Source organism: Burkholderia aenigmatica, assembly GCF_048627025.1.
Lineage (GTDB): Bacteria > Pseudomonadota > Gammaproteobacteria > Burkholderiales > Burkholderiaceae > Burkholderia > Burkholderia aenigmatica.
On sequence record NZ_CP184470.1, the window covers coordinates 185,881 to 200,704 of the forward strand.

The window sequence follows — 14,824 nt, forward strand, 5'->3', positions numbered from 1 at the left end:
GTTGGAAGGGTGGCCGGTCAGGTTGGGAACATCGCTGTCTGCGCGATTGTGGCGAAAAATTATATGTCGACGGCAGCGCCGACTGTGAGGATTCCGTGTGGCCCGAGAGGGCTTGTGCGACGCGGTGTGGCTTGGTTGTCGTCGTGCCGTCTGGCCGGAAGAAACGGAGGTGGAAAAACATACCGAACTGAATGTTGATAATCGGTCTTTGTTTGAGGGTTAATTGCCCTGAATTCGAATTGTTCCGATCGATGAACCAGTTCGTCATGCGTCGGAAAATCGATGTCATCAAGGTAAACCAGATGGGGAGCTCGTAGCGTGCCTGATTGCTGTTTTTTGCCGGGGGCTGGTCGGAATTCTGTTCGTCCGGTAATCGGCTTTCGTGCCGAAGTGTATGGATATCAATGTCGTCCGCTCGGGAAAAGGTTTTTTCCGAGCGGGAAAAGGTGCGTTTGTCCAGATACCCGCACACTAGCCTTGGCGCGGCTGGAATCGATTCTTTCGATACATCCGAGATCGCGCGGATCGCATGCCGAAGTCCCGTCGGGGTGCATGCGATACCAATATGACATTGAATGATGCGATTCCGATGACATGGGATTGAGGCAGGGCACGAATAACTGGCACGAGGGTTATGCAAATCTCATGATTTGCCGAATACGTTGCTATATAAGAAAAATCGGTGAATCTTGAAATATGCTTGTGTGTGGGGCGTCGGTCGAGACGAAATCGTCAAGGAAATTCGATCGATTCATTCGATGCAGGGGTCGTCCGGCAAGTCGTCGATGCTGTTCCGGAAATCCGGGGAATGCGTTTGACGGCGGGACGGAAAGGGTGAGTGGCTGCGCGTTGGCCGTCCGACGGTTCGATCCGCCGGGCGGCCGCGCGCGGTGCGCGCTCGAATCAGGCGGGCACGAGAACGATGAGCACGACAGGCATGACGGGCCAACGCCCCGGTTCTCACGAACCGGTGGCGCATGCCTCAGTCCCGGGGATCGTGCGACGCCATCCACCTCCTGAATGAAACCGAGCGGGCCGCCCCCGGGTGCGGGCCGGCTTCCGTCTGTCTGGCATCTGAACGACGCTGACCCATGAGGCTCGAGATCGTCGCGGGTTCGGCGCGACGGCGTTCGAACGGCAGCGACCCAGGTAAAACGGTCAATCGTGATTTTCGCGACGCACAAAGATTTTTTTACCCTCAAAGGTCTCCTGCACGCCTTGCACGCAATTCGGCGGACACTTTACGACACCATCCGCGCTCTCGCCTGACACGGTGACCGCTTTGTAGACAACGGATTCGATGAACGTCCCGTCGGCAGCGACGACGATGTTCAGATCGGTCTCGACGCCGGCCGGCACGGATCCGCCCGTGGTATAGACCGTGCTCATGGTGCCGGTGCAATCGGAGTTCACCGTGTAGTTTCCGGTCTGGTGCGGATTGAACGACGTCTGCCCACCTTTCGGCAGGCCGCCGATCACCCCGAAATCGGTGCGTGAATAATGGCTCGTACCGTCGAACGTCACCAGCGCGACGTCATCGAGGATCGACGGGGCAGCGTATGGATGCACCTTGCCGTCGGCACCGATCAATCCAAGAATCTCTCCGTGACCAATAAACTCAAACGCTCCCTTTAGCATCGCGCTCGAGCAAAGGCCATCGGCCTGCGCGGCACCACTGAGCGATAGAAGGGCAACAGCTGTTGCAGACAGAACGCTTAGACGCTTGCTTTTCATGTTCATCTCCAAGTCATGAATCGGGCGCTTAACTTGACCAAGCGGGGCGGGTTGCTTCCTTGACTGACCGAACTGCATGCATCCACTAGCAGGAATCGAAAACAGGCACGGTTTCGCTTGGCGACTATCGGGTGGCGAAATCCGTTGTAGCCAGGCTTCACGATTTTGGTGGCGATATACGACCGGCTTCCCTCGGCGCGTCACGTAACGCCCATTGATTGCCAGTGGTCAAGCAGACGCGCAGGCGTGACGTCACCCGGCGCGCGGGATGCCGTACAGGCGAGTGGATGCTTGAAGATGGAGACCCTAGGGTGTCTAGGCCGTGCGCGTGAAGCAAGTGTCCATAGTCGTCGCCTTCCTTCCCTTCGTTAACTACCGACTGCCCCCCGGACACAAAGCAGGCCCACGACAACCTGGTGAGCAAGACTATTCGTTATTGAACGAACATAGACGGACGATTGACGGATTACAAGGCGACGTTAAGCTATTTTTCGAAATAAAAAATCCAATGAAATCCGTGTAATTTCAGACGTGTCAATCGGATTTCGATTTTTTGAATCAATCGTCTTATTTTAAGAATAGAGACGGGCGGGTCGCCATCGGATTGCGTGCGAACGAAGACGATTCGCGTGCATGGAAATGCCGGACGAATGCGGCGGAAGGATGCCCGCGTCGACCCTGCTGCAAACAGTCGATCTTGCGACGCTCGTCACATTGGTCGAACGGCTCCTCGCTGGGCGGAACGGTCGCCCTGATGTCCGACCATCGCTGCTGGTGAGCGGCGCTTTGTGGCTGCCGCCTGCCTGTCGAGCCCGCACGTTTGATCCGACGCAAGCGCGCAGCAATCGTGGCTCGCGTGCTTGCGATGGCGAGTACACTGAACATGCCATGAAACAGGAGAATGCGATGATCGACGCTGGTCCCCAAAGCACCTTCCGAGGGCTGCCGCTGACCGTGGAGCAGGACGCGGAAGTGAGGCACTACATCAAGGATCGGACTCGGCGTGGGCTGCCATGGGACACGTCGGAGTTGAGCGCCATGCTCAAGGACATGCTTCATCCCCCGAGCGACGGTGACGGCGATGGCGATGGTGATGCTGCCTCCGAGGCAGACGACACCAGAGCCGCCGCCGAGCGCGCGACGGCTTCGGTTGACGAAGCGATGGACCCGATCGAGGCGAATGAGGAGTGGCATGCGGCCATGGAGTCGGAGGGCATGAAAGGGCCCAGACGATAGAAGCGTAGCAACGACGCTCTGATTGTTGGCAGCGCCGCATACGGGGAGTGCGTGCCGGATGGCACGCGTTTCAGGAAAGGCGCGTTCCGCGTCGCGCGTGCGCTGCGTCGCACTGCACACGGCGGGCCTGTTGACGCACAGGGTGCCGCCATCATGAGCATCCCGACCCGCAATCGGTCTGTTCGCAGGCCATTTCGGACGCAGCCAATCGCGCCACCCATGTCGCATGGCGCCAGCGGAACCGCGAGCAGCACTTCCTCGCCGAGCGCCCGGCAGCGGGCGCCATCTCAGTGTTTCAGCACGCAGACGGCCACGATTTCGTATCCGGGGTCGGCATGCACGTGCGCTGCCTTTTCCGCTTCCTCGTACGAAAGAAACGACGTGGCATCTTCAACCGCCGGTGCCATGCCGATATCGCCATCCTCGGCGGTGCACAGGAATTGCTCGCCGGTCTTCACGACGTAGACGGACAACATGATTCCCTCCATCGTTTGCAGGGGGGAATTCCAGTCTAGCAGGCCAGAAACGGGGCACAGGCGGTTTGCAGCGTCCTTTGGTCGAGGTCGTTGAAGGCGGTATTGCCGCCACGAATGTCCACGCGTCAATCCGGCCGACTCATCCGTATCCGCCGGTGCTCGATCCGGCGGGTAATGGGCCGCCGCTGGCCGGAGGTGATCGATTGCCGTCAACCTGGCGCTGCGTCACGAATCCGTCTCCCGCGAAGGGCCGAAATCCCGACCTTCAATCGCTCGGCATGCGACACGAGCGGAAAGCCGTGCACAATACCCGCATGCAAAATCCAGACCTCGAACACCTCGTCACCGTCACCATGCCCTTCGGAAAATACAAGGGGCGGCTCATTGCCGACCTGCCCGGGCCTTACCTCAACTGGCTGGCCCGCGAAGGGTTCCCGCGCGGCGAGATCGGCCGGCAGCTCGCGCTGATGCACGAGATCGATCACAACGGCCTGCGCGACTTGTTGGAGCCGTTGCGCAAGCGCGGATAGCGTCAATCAGGGGCGAATGACCCAGCGTGCCACGCGGGCCCCGCATCGATCGACGGCGATCGGCGACAACCGCTCCTGTCCAGCTCCCTGCCGCGTGGGTTGAACGACCGCATCGGGCCGCGGTGATCGGACGTTCGGCACAGCCCGGGCGCATGGCGGTGTCTGTCGTTCGGCAAGAAGGACCATGCTTGACGTTGCTCGTGGTGCCTGCCTTGCAGCAGGTCGCCAGACCGTATCGTGCGTGCGCTGCAACAGGTCTTGCGTCGCGCATTCGGCGTCGGTACTGACCCGCAAGCACCTAGCGCGTCGCCAATGCTGACATAAAATGAAAAGAGTCGTTGATGGCAAAAAGGGGTGCCAACATGAGACGCCTTTATTTCCTCGTACCCGATACGCCGATGGCGAAGGCAATCGTCGATGACTTGCTGCGCGCGCGCATCATCTGGCGTCATATCCACGTTCTCGCGAATCACAGCGTCACACTCGATCAGTTGCCCGAAGCATCGTTGCTGCAGAGCAGCGATGTCGTGCATGCGCTGGAGCGCGGCGTCGCATTCGGCGGTGCGACGGGCGCGCTGATCGGCCTCGTCGCGTTGGTGTTCCCCCCTGCGGAGCTCGTGATCGCGGGCGGCGCCGTCGTCGCATTGACGGTGATGGGGGCGGGCTTCGGCGCGTGGACGGCCGCGATGATCGGCATCGCCGAGCCGAACGCGCGACTCGAGCGATTTCGTGAAGCGATCAAGGAAGGCCAGATCCTGATCATGGCCGACGTACCGCCATTGCGAGAGCAGGAAATCGAGCAGATGGTCGCCCAGCATTTTCCGACGGCCGACCTGGAGGGTGGGGAGCCTACGACACCGATCTTCCCCTGAAACGAGAATACCGGCACGCACGACGCCCGAGCGCGTCGACGCGCATCGCCAGGCGCGCTATCGCATTGCCGCGACCCAGGGCGACAGGCTCGGGCGTCTCGACGCGGGCGGCTCGGGCGTTGCTGCATGGTGCGCTGTGTTCGTCACGGCGTATCAGCGTCGTTCCTGACCGGTGAACCAACAGAACAACACCGCGCGCCTACTGCCTGCCGACACGCCGATGCCGAACGGGGTGCGGCGTGTCGCGGTGCGAGGCACCGCGCTGGGCTTCTGACCCTTGCGTCAGGAGTCCTGTCTTCCATGACGAAGTGCGCAAGGGACGTGCCGTGACCCGACGCGCGTGGTGCCTTCTGAACATGATTGCTGAAGTGGAACCGTCAGCAAGGAGGTCGTATGGAACTGCACATTCAATCACACCATTGGGAGCGTCGCACACCCGACTGGCTTTGCGCCGCCGTGGCCGGTCTTGCGGGCGGTGCGCTGGTGATCGCGCTGGAATTCTTCTGGTCGACCCTCGTGATCGGTGAAAGCCCGTGGCAACCGACCCACAAGATCGCGGCGATGGTGATGGGCCGCAGCGCGCTCGGTCAGATGTCGCAATTCAACCTCGAAATCGTCGCGCTGGCGCTGTTCCTGCACTACGTGCTCGGCGCGATCATGGGGATGATCCTCGCCGCGATCATGGCGCCGTTCCGCTTCGATTCGAGCGTGGGCATGGAGGCGGTCATCGGGCTGGCGTTCGGGCTCGTCGCGTATGGGTGGAACTTCTACGTGATGACGGCCGTGTTCCCGTGGTTCATCTCGGAACGCGGTTCCGGACCGTTGCTGGCCAACCTGCTGTTCGGCGTGGTGGCGGCTGTCACCTACGGCATGCTGGAACGGCGACGCAGGCAGAACGCGGCGGACTGACGCGGCGTTTTGTTCCCGATGCGCCGGCCCTGAATAACCGGTGCCCATCGAGCGATGGCCGCCTCGGCAACTGACGCCGGAGGTGGCCGTTTCGCATGGCATTGCCGCACGTGAAGCAACCACTCGACGCCGTCGTTCGCGCGGCTCGTACCGGGGCGCGCTTCGCGCTTCCACTGTCTTGCGCGATAGGGAGGAGCGAACTACCTTTTCTTTAGAGCCGCCTGCAACGCCAGACGAATCGGTCCTGGCAGACTGCCGCCAAAATAACAAGACGAAAGACGGCAAGGCGGCACGTTGACGCCTGGAGCGCGCGTTCGCGGCTCCGGCGGGTGACACGCAGCGAGGCGGCCTATGGCCCTTGCGATTGCCCTGGTCCTGATCATCCTGTTGGCGGTGGGGTTTCACTTTGCCAGTCCGTGGTGGATCACGCCGATCGCGTCGAACTGGGTGCGCATGGACGACATGCTGACGATCACGCTCGTCATCACCGGTGCATTCTTCATCGCCATCAACCTGTTCATCGTGGTCGCACTGGTGCGCTATCGCCACCGCAGCGGGCATCGCGCGGCCTACGAACCGCATAACCGGAAGCTGGAATGGTGGCTGATCGGCCTGACCGCCGTCGGCGTGGCGGCATTGCTGGCGCCGGGACTGTTCGTCTACGCGGACTACATCCGGCCGCCGCGCAACGTGCTGCAGATGGAAGTGCTCGGCCAGCAATGGCAATGGCGCTTCCGCTTCGCCGGCCCCGGCGGCAAGCTGGGCACGACGGACGTGCGCTACATCAGCAACGACAACCCGTTCGGCCTGAACCCCGCCGACCCCAACGGCCGTGACAACTACCTGATCGAGACACCCGAGGTGCACCTGCCGCTCAACCGGCCGATCCAGGTTCTGACGCGGTCGCGCGACGTGCTGCACGATTTCTACGTTCCGCCGTTCCGCGCGCGCATGAACATGGTGCCGGGCATGGTGACCACCTTCTGGTTCACGCCGACCAAGGCGGGGCGCTACGACATCCTGTGCGCGCAGCTCTGCGGGATCGGGCACTCCAGCATGCGCGGCGTGGTGGTGGTGGAAGACGAAGCCGCGTTCTCGCGCTGGCTGGCGCAGCAGACCACGTTCGCGCAGCAGCAGCTGGCCCACGTGCAGGCCGCACCCGCGGCTGCCGGCGGCAGCGCGCAGGCGCTTGTCAACCTGGGCAAGACGCTCGCGGCAGGCAAGGGTTGCGTCGCCTGTCATACCGTGGACGGCAGCCCGCTCGTCGGCCCGACCTGGAAGGGCCTGTACGGCAAGACCGAAACGATGGCCGACGGCAGCACCGCGAAGGTGGACGAAGCCTATCTGCGCGCGTTCATCCGCAATCCGACGGCCCGCGTCGTGAAGGGCTTCTCGCCGATCATGCCGCACTTCGACCTGAGCGAGCAGGAACTGACCGCGCTGGTGGCCTATATCAAGGCGCAGGGCGGGACGCCGCCCGCCAGTACCGCGGCCCGGCCGTAGCGGAGCAGATGCCATGACCTATGCGCACACCGACCACGTCCCGCACAGCTTCTGGACCCGCTATGTGTGGAGCCAGGACCACAAGGTGATCGCCGTGCAGTACGCGCTGACGGCCATCGCGATCGGCCTGGTCGGCCTCGTCTTGTCGGACCTGATGCGGTTGCAGCTCGGCTTTCCGGGCAAGTTCGCGTTCATCGACGCGAATCACTACTACCAGTTCGTCACCATGCACGGGATGATCATGGTGATCTACCTGCTGACGGCGCTGTTCCTGGGCGGTTTCGGCAATTACCTGATCCCGCTGATGCTGGGCGCGCGCGACATGGTGTTCCCGTTTCTCAACATGCTGAGCTATTGGGTCTACCTGCTGGCCGTGCTGGTGCTGGTGGCGAGCTTCTTCGTGCCGGGTGGGCCGACCGGCGCGGGCTGGACGCTGTATCCGCCGCAGGCGATCCTGCCGGGCACGCCGGGCGTGGAATGGGGCATCGTGCTGATGCTCGTGTCGCTGGCGATCTTCATCGTCGCGGCCACGATGGGCGGCCTGAATTACGTGACCACCACGCTGCAGGCACGCACGCGCGGCATGACGCTGATGCGCATGCCGCTCACGGTGTGGGGCATCTTCATCGCGACCATTATGGCGCTGCTGGCGTTTCCGGCGCTGTTCGTGTCGGCGGTGATGATGCTGTTCGACCGGACGCTCGGCACCAGTTTCTTCATTCCGTCCGTGGTGTCGATGGGGCAGACGCTCAAGCATGCCGGCGGCAGCCCGCTGCTGTTCCAGCACCTGTTCTGGTTCTTCGGGCATCCGGAGGTCTACATCGTCGCGCTGCCGGCCTTCGGCATCGCGTCGGATCTCATCAGCACGCATGCGCGCAAGAGCATCTTCGGCTACCGGATGATGGTGTGGGCCATCGTCATCATCGGCGCGCTGAGCTTCGTGGTCTGGGCGCACCACATGTTCATCGCCGGCATGAATTCGTACTTCGGCTTCTTCTTCGCCACCACCACGCTGATCATCGCCGTCCCGACCGCGCTCAAGGTCTACAACTGGGTGCTGACGCTGTGGCGCGGCGATATCCACCTGACCGTGCCGATGCTGTTCGCGATCGGCTTCATCAGCACCTTCGTGCTGGGCGGGCTGACCGGGCTCTACCTCGGCAACGTGAGCGTGGACATCCCGCTGTCGAACACGTATTTCGTGGTCGCGCACTTCCATATGGTGATGGCCGTGTCGCCGATCCTGGTGGTGTTCGGCGGCCTCTACCACTGGTACCCGAAGGTGACGGGCCGCATGCTCGACGACACGCTCGGGCGCGCGCACTTCTGGATCACCTTTGTCGGCACCTATGCGATCTACTTCCCGATGCACTATCTCGGCATCCTCGGCATGCCGCGGCGGTATTACGCGTATCAGGGCTACAGCTTCATTCCGCATTCGGCGCAGACGCTCAACACGTTCATCACCATCGTCGCGCTGATCGTCGCGGCGGCGCAGCTGCTGTTCCTGTTCAACCTGGCGTGGAGCCTCGTGCGCGGCCGGCGTGCCGACGGCAACCCGTGGCGGGCCACCACGCTCGAATGGCAGACGCCGCAAACGCCGCCCGTGCACGGCAACTGGGGCGCGGCGCTTCCTGTCGTCTACCGCTGGGCATACGAATACAGTCCGCCGGGGCAGGAGGAAGACTTCGTGCCGCAGAACCAGCCGCCGGCGACCGCGCCTGAACCTGAAGCCGCCCACCCGACGCTGCACCCCGGCGAGGCCCGCGAATGACCACGCTGCCGCGCCCCTTCGTTCCCGATGCGCCACCCGGCTTGCCGAATGCGGGCCGCACGGGGCTGGCCGTGTTCATGGCGGTGGTCACGACGTTGTTTTCGCTGCTGCTGCTCGCCTATGCGATGCGCATGCGCGAATCCGACTGGCAGCCGATCCCGCATCCGGCGCTGCTGTGGTGGAACACCGGCGCGCTGGCGCTGGCCAGCATCGCGATGCAGCGTGCCCGGCGGATAGGCCTGTTCCGCACGGTGTGGCTGCTAGCCGGCGGCGTGCTGGCGGCCGTGTTCGTGATCGGGCAACTGACTGCGTGGCACATGTTGGCGGCGGCCGGGGAGACCGTCACCGTCAATCCGTCCAACAGCTTCCTCTACCTGCTCACCGGCCTGCACGGGGTGCATGTGCTGGGCGGGCTGGCGGCGTGGGGCGTGACGATGGCGCAGCTCCGGCGCGCAGACCCGTTCCGGGCCCAACGGGCCATCGCGCTGTGCGCGCTCTACTGGCATTTCCTGCTCGCCGTCTGGCTCGTGCTGCTGGCGGCGATGTGGTGGCTGACCCCCGGGATCGTCGCCGCGATCTGCGGGCCGCTGTATGGAGCCGCGCCATGACCGCGCCCACGGTCCATACCGAATCCGCGGCCGAATCGCCTGCGGCCTCGTCCGCCGACGCGCGACCCGATGGCTGGCGCGGCATCGTCACGGACTGGTCGTCCGACCGCGAAGCCTTCCGGGTGCCGTGGGGCAAGGCGATGATGTGGATTTTCCTGCTGTCGGACACCTTCATCTTCAGCAGCTTCCTGATCGGCTACATGACGGTGCGCATGTCGACCACGGCGCCGTGGCCCGATACCGCGAAGGTGTTCGGGCTCACCGTGGGCGGCGTGGAGGTGCCGTTACTGCTGATTGCCATCATGACGTTCACGCTGATCAGCAGCAGCGGCACCATGGCGATGGCCGTCAACTTCGGCTACCGGCGCAACGCACGGCCCGCCGCCGCGCTGTTGCTGGCGACCGCGCTGCTGGGCGCGACCTTCCTGTCGCTGCAGGCGTTCGAATGGAGCAACCTGATCTTTCGTGAAGGGATCCGCCCGTGGGGCAACCCGCTCGGCGCGGCGCAGTTCGGCGCGTGCTTCTTCACGATTACCGGGTTCCACGGTTTTCACGTGACCTGCGGCGTGATCTACCTGCTGCTGATCGCACGCAAGATCCTGCAGCCGGGGTTCACCGAACACGGCAACTTCCAGATCGTCGAGATTGCCGGCCTGTACTGGCACTTCGTCGACCTGGTGTGGGTGTTCATCTTCGCGCTGTTCTATTTGTGGTGAGGCAGCCATGGAGCACACCGATCCCGCCGATCGACCCGACGCCGCGCACGGCCAGCAGCATCCGATCGGCCTCTACCTGAAGATCTGGGGCCTGCTGTTCGTGCTGAGCACGTTCTCGTACCTGGTCGACTACTTCAACGTGCAGGGCCTGATGCGCTGGGTGCTGATCGTCGTGCTGATGATCGCCAAGGCCGGGCTGATCGTGTCGATCTTCATGCACATGATGTGGGAGCGGCTGGCGCTGGTGTACGCGATCCTGATCCCGCCGCTGTGCCTGCTGGTGCTCATGGTGCTGATGGCGGCGGAAGCGCATCACACGTTCGGGATGCGGGAGTTGTTCTTTCGCTGATGGCTTCGCTGGTCGTGCGTTGGCCGAGGGGCGCCTCGCATCACGATGGGCACGATACGTGCGCCATCGGCGGACGCTGTTTCGGAGCGGAACGACGCTTCCCGGACATCCGTTCATGCAAACCTGAAGGGAGGACCCCATGAAATTTTCACGCCGACGCTTTATTGCAGTGACCACCGTTCTCGCCTCCGCGCTCGCTGTCGGACGCCGCGCGGTGGCGGCAGATGCCGGTGCCGGTGTCGTGCAGGAAACCGACGCGAACGCCGTGGCCCTCGGCTACAAGGCGGATGCCAGCCGGGTCGACCATGCGAAGTACCCGAAATTCCAGGCGGGCGAGGCCTGTGCGAACTGCCAGTTCTTCCAGGGCAAGGCCGGCGCCACGACGGGGCCGTGCGCGATTTTCGGCGGCAAGCAGGTCAATGCGAAAGGCTGGTGCAACACTTATACGAAAAAGGCGTAGCGAAGGAGGGATGGCCTGATTCCACTTGCATGCAGGATGGTTTGCCGGATTTCTTTCAGGGGTGTGAGACTGTCCATGATTCGTCGTCGACATTCTCTGTCTCCCGAGATCGCTTTCACACCGGAACACTGCCACACGGCAATGTCGATCACAGTGCGCATGAGCGAGTGACTTGCGTGCGCGCGTCGTGCCTTCAGGTCGCGTCACCGCAAAGGCTGGCACTTCCTCGCGTTCCGCGTATCGGTGCTGCCGCCGGCAGGCGATGCGCCGCGTTCTTTCAACGATGCCCGAAACGTCCAGGCGAAAGCGAGGCCGAGCAGACCGGAGATGCAGTACCACGGTAGTGCAGGGGCGGGCACGATGTCGGAGACGAAACCGAACATCGCGGGAACGGACGCAATCGCAATCTGGTTGATGGCCATCGCCGCACCGAGCACTTCACCGACCTGCCCATCCTCTGCGCTGTCCGACAGCCAGACCACCCAGGGTCCGTACCAGCCGAAACAGCACACGCCGATCAGCGCCGAGAACGCGCCGACGACCCAAGGTGCCGAATACGCTGGAAGCGAAGCCGCGGTGATCAGCGCAACGGGCGTCACGCCGAGACACAGCGTGACGAGCCGGCGCTTGCCGTCGGCGACGCGATCGCTGATGGCCGACAGCGCGATCCGGCCTACCGAGCCGCTCAACTGCACGATGAACAGCACCCACGCGGCATCGGTCGGCGAATAACCGAAACGACGCTGCGCGAAGATCGCCCAGAAAATCGAGATCGCGGTTTGCGCGCCGACGAGCACTGCGCCGACGACGGAGATTCGCCGGAATCCGGCGTCGCGGAGATGGGGCATCAGGCCACGCCGGGCCGACGCGGATGCACGCTGTGCGTGGCGGGGCGAATTTCGGAAAACGGCGCCGTACACGATCGCCGATGTCGCGAGCACGGCGCTCGCGCCGAGCATCGCGCGCGCCCAGTCCGTGTGGATGAGCAGTGCGGGGAAGAGCGCGGCCGCCAGTGCGCCGCCAAGCGGAAGCGCAGCCTGCCTGATACCCATCGCGAGCCCGCGCTCGCCGGGCGGAAACCAGTGATAGATCGCCCGGCTGCCGCCCGGCTGAACCGGGCTGTAGCCGACGCCGATCATCAGCATGCCGGCGACCAGCCCCCCATAGCCGGAGGACAGCGCAACGAGCGTCATCGCGACGCTCAATATCGCCAGGCCGAGGACGACGGGCCAGCGCTCTCCGTATTGATCCAGCACGCGCCCGACGAGTGCGAGGCCGAGAATGGGGGCGACGTTCGAGAATGTTGCGAGGCCGCCGATCTGGCCGAGCGAAAGTCCGAACGTCTTCTGCGCGAACGTGCCCCACACACCGATTCCCTGACTCGCGAGCGCCGCGGTCAGTTGCGTCAGTGTCGATACGCCAAGCACGTACCACCGATAATCTGCTGACTTCAACCGGACAACTCCGTTCCAAGGCTCATGCGAATTCCGGCTGACGCGGGCTCGCGAGGCGGTCGAGCCGCGAGCGTCAGCATTCAGAGCGTAAGGGGGAGCGTCGATGCGTTATGTCGTCGACAGGCCAGGACTGTCGATTTCCTGCCACTCGGACGCGCCACGGCGCCGCAGATGTCGCGGCGACAGGCCGAAGGCCTTGCGCATCGAGTAGGCGAAATGAGGGGCCGAAGCGAAGCCCACGGTGTTCTGGATGTCGACTACCGGCAAGGTGGTCGAGACGAGCAGGCGCTTCGCTTCGACGAGGCGTGTATCGAGTACGTACTGGCCGATCGAGCGACCCTGTTCGGCCTGGAACCATCTCGACAGCGTCCGCTCGGATGTGCCGAACTGACGCGCGAGCGTCGTGCAGGACAGATCGCCGTCGAGGTGCTCGCCGATGTAAATCCTGACCTCGCGCACGATGTCCGCCGGCTCGCGCGAGCGCGACGGCAGGACGGACGTCATGATGCGACCGGCCTCCTGCAGAATGAGCAGGTCGAGTTCGTACGGCCCGAGAAGCGGGCCGGATTTTCGCGCGAGATGCGCACGCACGCGCAGCAGGTCGGAGAGGAGCAGCGACGCTCCCCATTTCTCCGAATGTCGTATGGGCGAGTGCAGATCCGCATTGACCCGCGGCATCAGGTTGTCGATGTTCAGGTAGTAGCAGAGATGGCGCTGTCCGGGCGTTGCGGATACGTGATGGATGTGCCGTTCGGGAACGAACCAGAGACTCCCGCTCGCCAGTACCTCGCCGCGCGCCTGGCGTGGCGATGACACCGAGAAGATGCCGTCGAGCGGGACAAACAGCATGTCGCAAGGATGGGCATGCGGGCCATTCGAATAGTGGCCCTGATTGTCGCAGACGACGTCAAAATCGATGTTCATTGCAACGCTTCGGTTAAAAGGAACCCGTGAAGTGTAGGACGAAAGCGGGAAAGGGGAACTGCACCGGGAGCCACGTAACTTCGGATACGGGCCGCAACGGGAAATTCGAAGTATGGAAATCGGAATCTCCGTCAGCGTTTCGTACCCTCCGCGATTCCCGGACAATTACAGTGATCCGATGAAATCCACGATCTTGCCCGTGACCTCCCGAGGCCGCTCGAGGCTCGGCAAATGGGCGGTACCTGTTATGGGGTGGAAGATGCCGCCAGACAGGGTATTCGCGACGTAACGACTGCGCTCCTGTATGCCGGGAAGGTCAAGATCACCGCACATCACCAAGGTCGGGACGGAAATTTCCGCCAGGCGCCCATATGCAATCGGAGCATCCGCGTTCATGCCCGCCGGGGGCAAACCGAGCGCGACAGCGTTCATCTCGTCAAACAGCGCGCGAGCCTCACCTGTCACGCGTCCTTCGTGCTGAAGCGGGCCGTCAAGCCAGAGACTCGCGCGTATTGCAATGGCTTCGTCAATATGGCCGTTGGCCTCAGCGTCCGCTAAACGGGCGATCAAATCGTCAACCTGCGCCGCATGGATTGGTTTTGGCGCGCCGGTCACACTCGGCGCAACCAGAACGAGCGCGCGAACACGTGACGGATATCGAAGCGCTGCGTCGAGTGCTATTCCGCCTCCTTGCGAGCAGGCCACCAGTATTGCAGGAGAGCCGTCTGTCGCCGACTCGATAACGGCGATCAGATCCTCGACGGAAGAATGAGCCTCTGCTTCAGCAGCTGTTTCTCCAAAGCCTCGCCGATCGTAGGCAATGGCCTGGAGATTCGCGCCGATTTCACGCATCTGGTGGTCCCACATCCGGCGGTCCGCGACGCGTGCGTGCAGAAACACAATCGGGGCGCCACGACCGACGACTTCGGTCGCCAGTGCAGCGCGACCGGACTTGACGTGAAAGCGCTTCGTCATGAGCTATCCAATATCCGGGAATGGGCGTGACCGCCGCAGCGCGGGCGTTTCGTTTCCGTCGTCGAACGGGTCAAGCCAGGGATGGCGGACCGCGAGCGCATCGAGCATGCGCGACGTCCAAACCGGGTTCCGGCTTGAGCGAACCGCGTTCCAGGCGAAGTAAATCACGACAGCCAGCCGCCTGCCCATGACGCCCCCAGGGTCGTCATGGAAAACTGTATGAATATACAGTATAGTGTCCGACGAAATCGAGCCGCACGGGTACAACCTTGCGGCCCGCGCGCCGCGCCTGCGGGCATCCGCC

Annotated in this window: 15 protein-coding genes; 10 read left to right on the forward strand and 5 right to left on the reverse strand. The window is 63.2% G+C overall.

From position 1 onward, the window contains the following. Nucleotides 1-1,158 precede the first annotated feature (1,158 nt). Complete coding sequence (locus ACN8ZM_RS33235; protein WP_420213117.1) at nt 1,159-1,734, reverse strand: hypothetical protein; 576 nt, start codon at nt 1,732-1,734, stop codon at nt 1,159-1,161. Nucleotides 1,735-2,640: 906 nt separating this feature from the next. Here ACN8ZM_RS33235 and ACN8ZM_RS33240 point away from each other — a divergent pair. Then, nucleotides 2,641-2,970 carry a hypothetical protein gene (locus ACN8ZM_RS33240; RefSeq protein WP_420213335.1) on the forward strand — a complete coding sequence of 110 codons (330 nt, stop codon included), beginning with the start codon at nt 2,641-2,643 and terminating at the stop codon, nt 2,968-2,970. Nucleotides 2,971-3,257: 287 nt separating this feature from the next. Here the strand turns inward: ACN8ZM_RS33240 and ACN8ZM_RS33245 are convergent, their stop codons facing one another. After that, entirely contained in the window at nt 3,258-3,446 is a 189-nt protein-coding gene (locus ACN8ZM_RS33245) for a hypothetical protein (RefSeq protein ID WP_043184320.1), read from the reverse strand. Between the two features lie 314 nt (nt 3,447-3,760). On the opposite strand from ACN8ZM_RS33245, the gene ACN8ZM_RS33250 reads away from it, so the two are divergent. The 9 genes from ACN8ZM_RS33250 to ACN8ZM_RS33290 all read left to right on the forward strand — a co-directional run bounded on the left by ACN8ZM_RS33250 (nt 3,761) and on the right by ACN8ZM_RS33290 (nt 11,167). Next, on the forward strand, nt 3,761-3,976 hold the full coding sequence (locus ACN8ZM_RS33250; RefSeq protein WP_043184321.1) for a DUF3820 family protein: 216 nt from the start codon (nt 3,761-3,763) through the stop codon (nt 3,974-3,976). Between the two features lie 362 nt (nt 3,977-4,338). After that, entirely contained in the window at nt 4,339-4,848 is a 510-nt protein-coding gene (locus ACN8ZM_RS33255) for a DUF1269 domain-containing protein (protein ID WP_089452688.1), read from the forward strand. A 393-nt stretch (nt 4,849-5,241) separates the two neighbouring features. Next, nucleotides 5,242-5,757, forward strand: coding sequence for a hypothetical protein (locus ACN8ZM_RS33260; protein WP_089452689.1), 516 nt, complete (start codon nt 5,242-5,244; stop codon nt 5,755-5,757). Nucleotides 5,758-6,108: 351 nt separating this feature from the next. Further along, nucleotides 6,109-7,260: a cytochrome c oxidase subunit II gene (locus tag ACN8ZM_RS33265; protein ID WP_043184325.1), complete on the forward strand. Its 1,152-nt coding sequence runs from the start codon at nt 6,109-6,111 to the stop codon at nt 7,258-7,260. 13 nt (nt 7,261-7,273) lie between these two features. After that, nucleotides 7,274-9,034, forward strand: a complete 1,761-nt coding sequence (gene ctaD, locus ACN8ZM_RS33270; RefSeq protein WP_420213118.1) for a cytochrome c oxidase subunit I — start codon at nt 7,274-7,276, stop codon at nt 9,032-9,034. Beyond that, nucleotides 9,031-9,642: a cytochrome c oxidase subunit 3 gene (locus ACN8ZM_RS33275; RefSeq protein WP_420213119.1), complete on the forward strand. Its 612-nt coding sequence runs from the start codon at nt 9,031-9,033 to the stop codon at nt 9,640-9,642. The genes ctaD and ACN8ZM_RS33275 overlap by 4 nt, the downstream gene beginning before the upstream one ends. After that, on the forward strand, nt 9,639-10,358 hold the full coding sequence (locus ACN8ZM_RS33280) for a heme-copper oxidase subunit III family protein (protein ID WP_205821456.1): 720 nt from the start codon (nt 9,639-9,641) through the stop codon (nt 10,356-10,358). The genes ACN8ZM_RS33275 and ACN8ZM_RS33280 overlap by 4 nt, the downstream gene beginning before the upstream one ends. 7 nt (nt 10,359-10,365) lie before the next feature. After that, nucleotides 10,366-10,707: a cytochrome C oxidase subunit IV family protein gene (locus ACN8ZM_RS33285; RefSeq protein WP_043184330.1), complete on the forward strand. Its 342-nt coding sequence runs from the start codon at nt 10,366-10,368 to the stop codon at nt 10,705-10,707. Nucleotides 10,708-10,846: 139 nt separating this feature from the next. Next, on the forward strand, nt 10,847-11,167 hold the full coding sequence (locus ACN8ZM_RS33290) for a high-potential iron-sulfur protein (RefSeq protein ID WP_420213120.1): 321 nt from the start codon (nt 10,847-10,849) through the stop codon (nt 11,165-11,167). Between the two features lie 203 nt (nt 11,168-11,370). Here the strand turns inward: ACN8ZM_RS33290 and ACN8ZM_RS33295 are convergent, their stop codons facing one another. The 3 genes from ACN8ZM_RS33295 to ACN8ZM_RS33305 all read right to left on the reverse strand — a co-directional run bounded on the left by ACN8ZM_RS33295 (nt 11,371) and on the right by ACN8ZM_RS33305 (nt 14,520). After that, on the reverse strand, nt 11,371-12,621 hold the full coding sequence (locus ACN8ZM_RS33295; RefSeq protein ID WP_420213121.1) for an MFS transporter: 1,251 nt from the start codon (nt 12,619-12,621) through the stop codon (nt 11,371-11,373). A 108-nt stretch (nt 12,622-12,729) separates the two neighbouring features. Next, nucleotides 12,730-13,710: a helix-turn-helix domain-containing protein gene (locus tag ACN8ZM_RS33300; RefSeq protein WP_420213122.1), complete on the reverse strand. Its 981-nt coding sequence runs from the start codon at nt 13,708-13,710 to the stop codon at nt 12,730-12,732. Continuing rightward, complete coding sequence (locus ACN8ZM_RS33305) at nt 13,711-14,520, reverse strand: alpha/beta fold hydrolase (protein WP_420213123.1); 810 nt, start codon at nt 14,518-14,520, stop codon at nt 13,711-13,713. It abuts the gene before it with no gap. Nucleotides 14,521-14,824 lie beyond the last annotated feature (304 nt).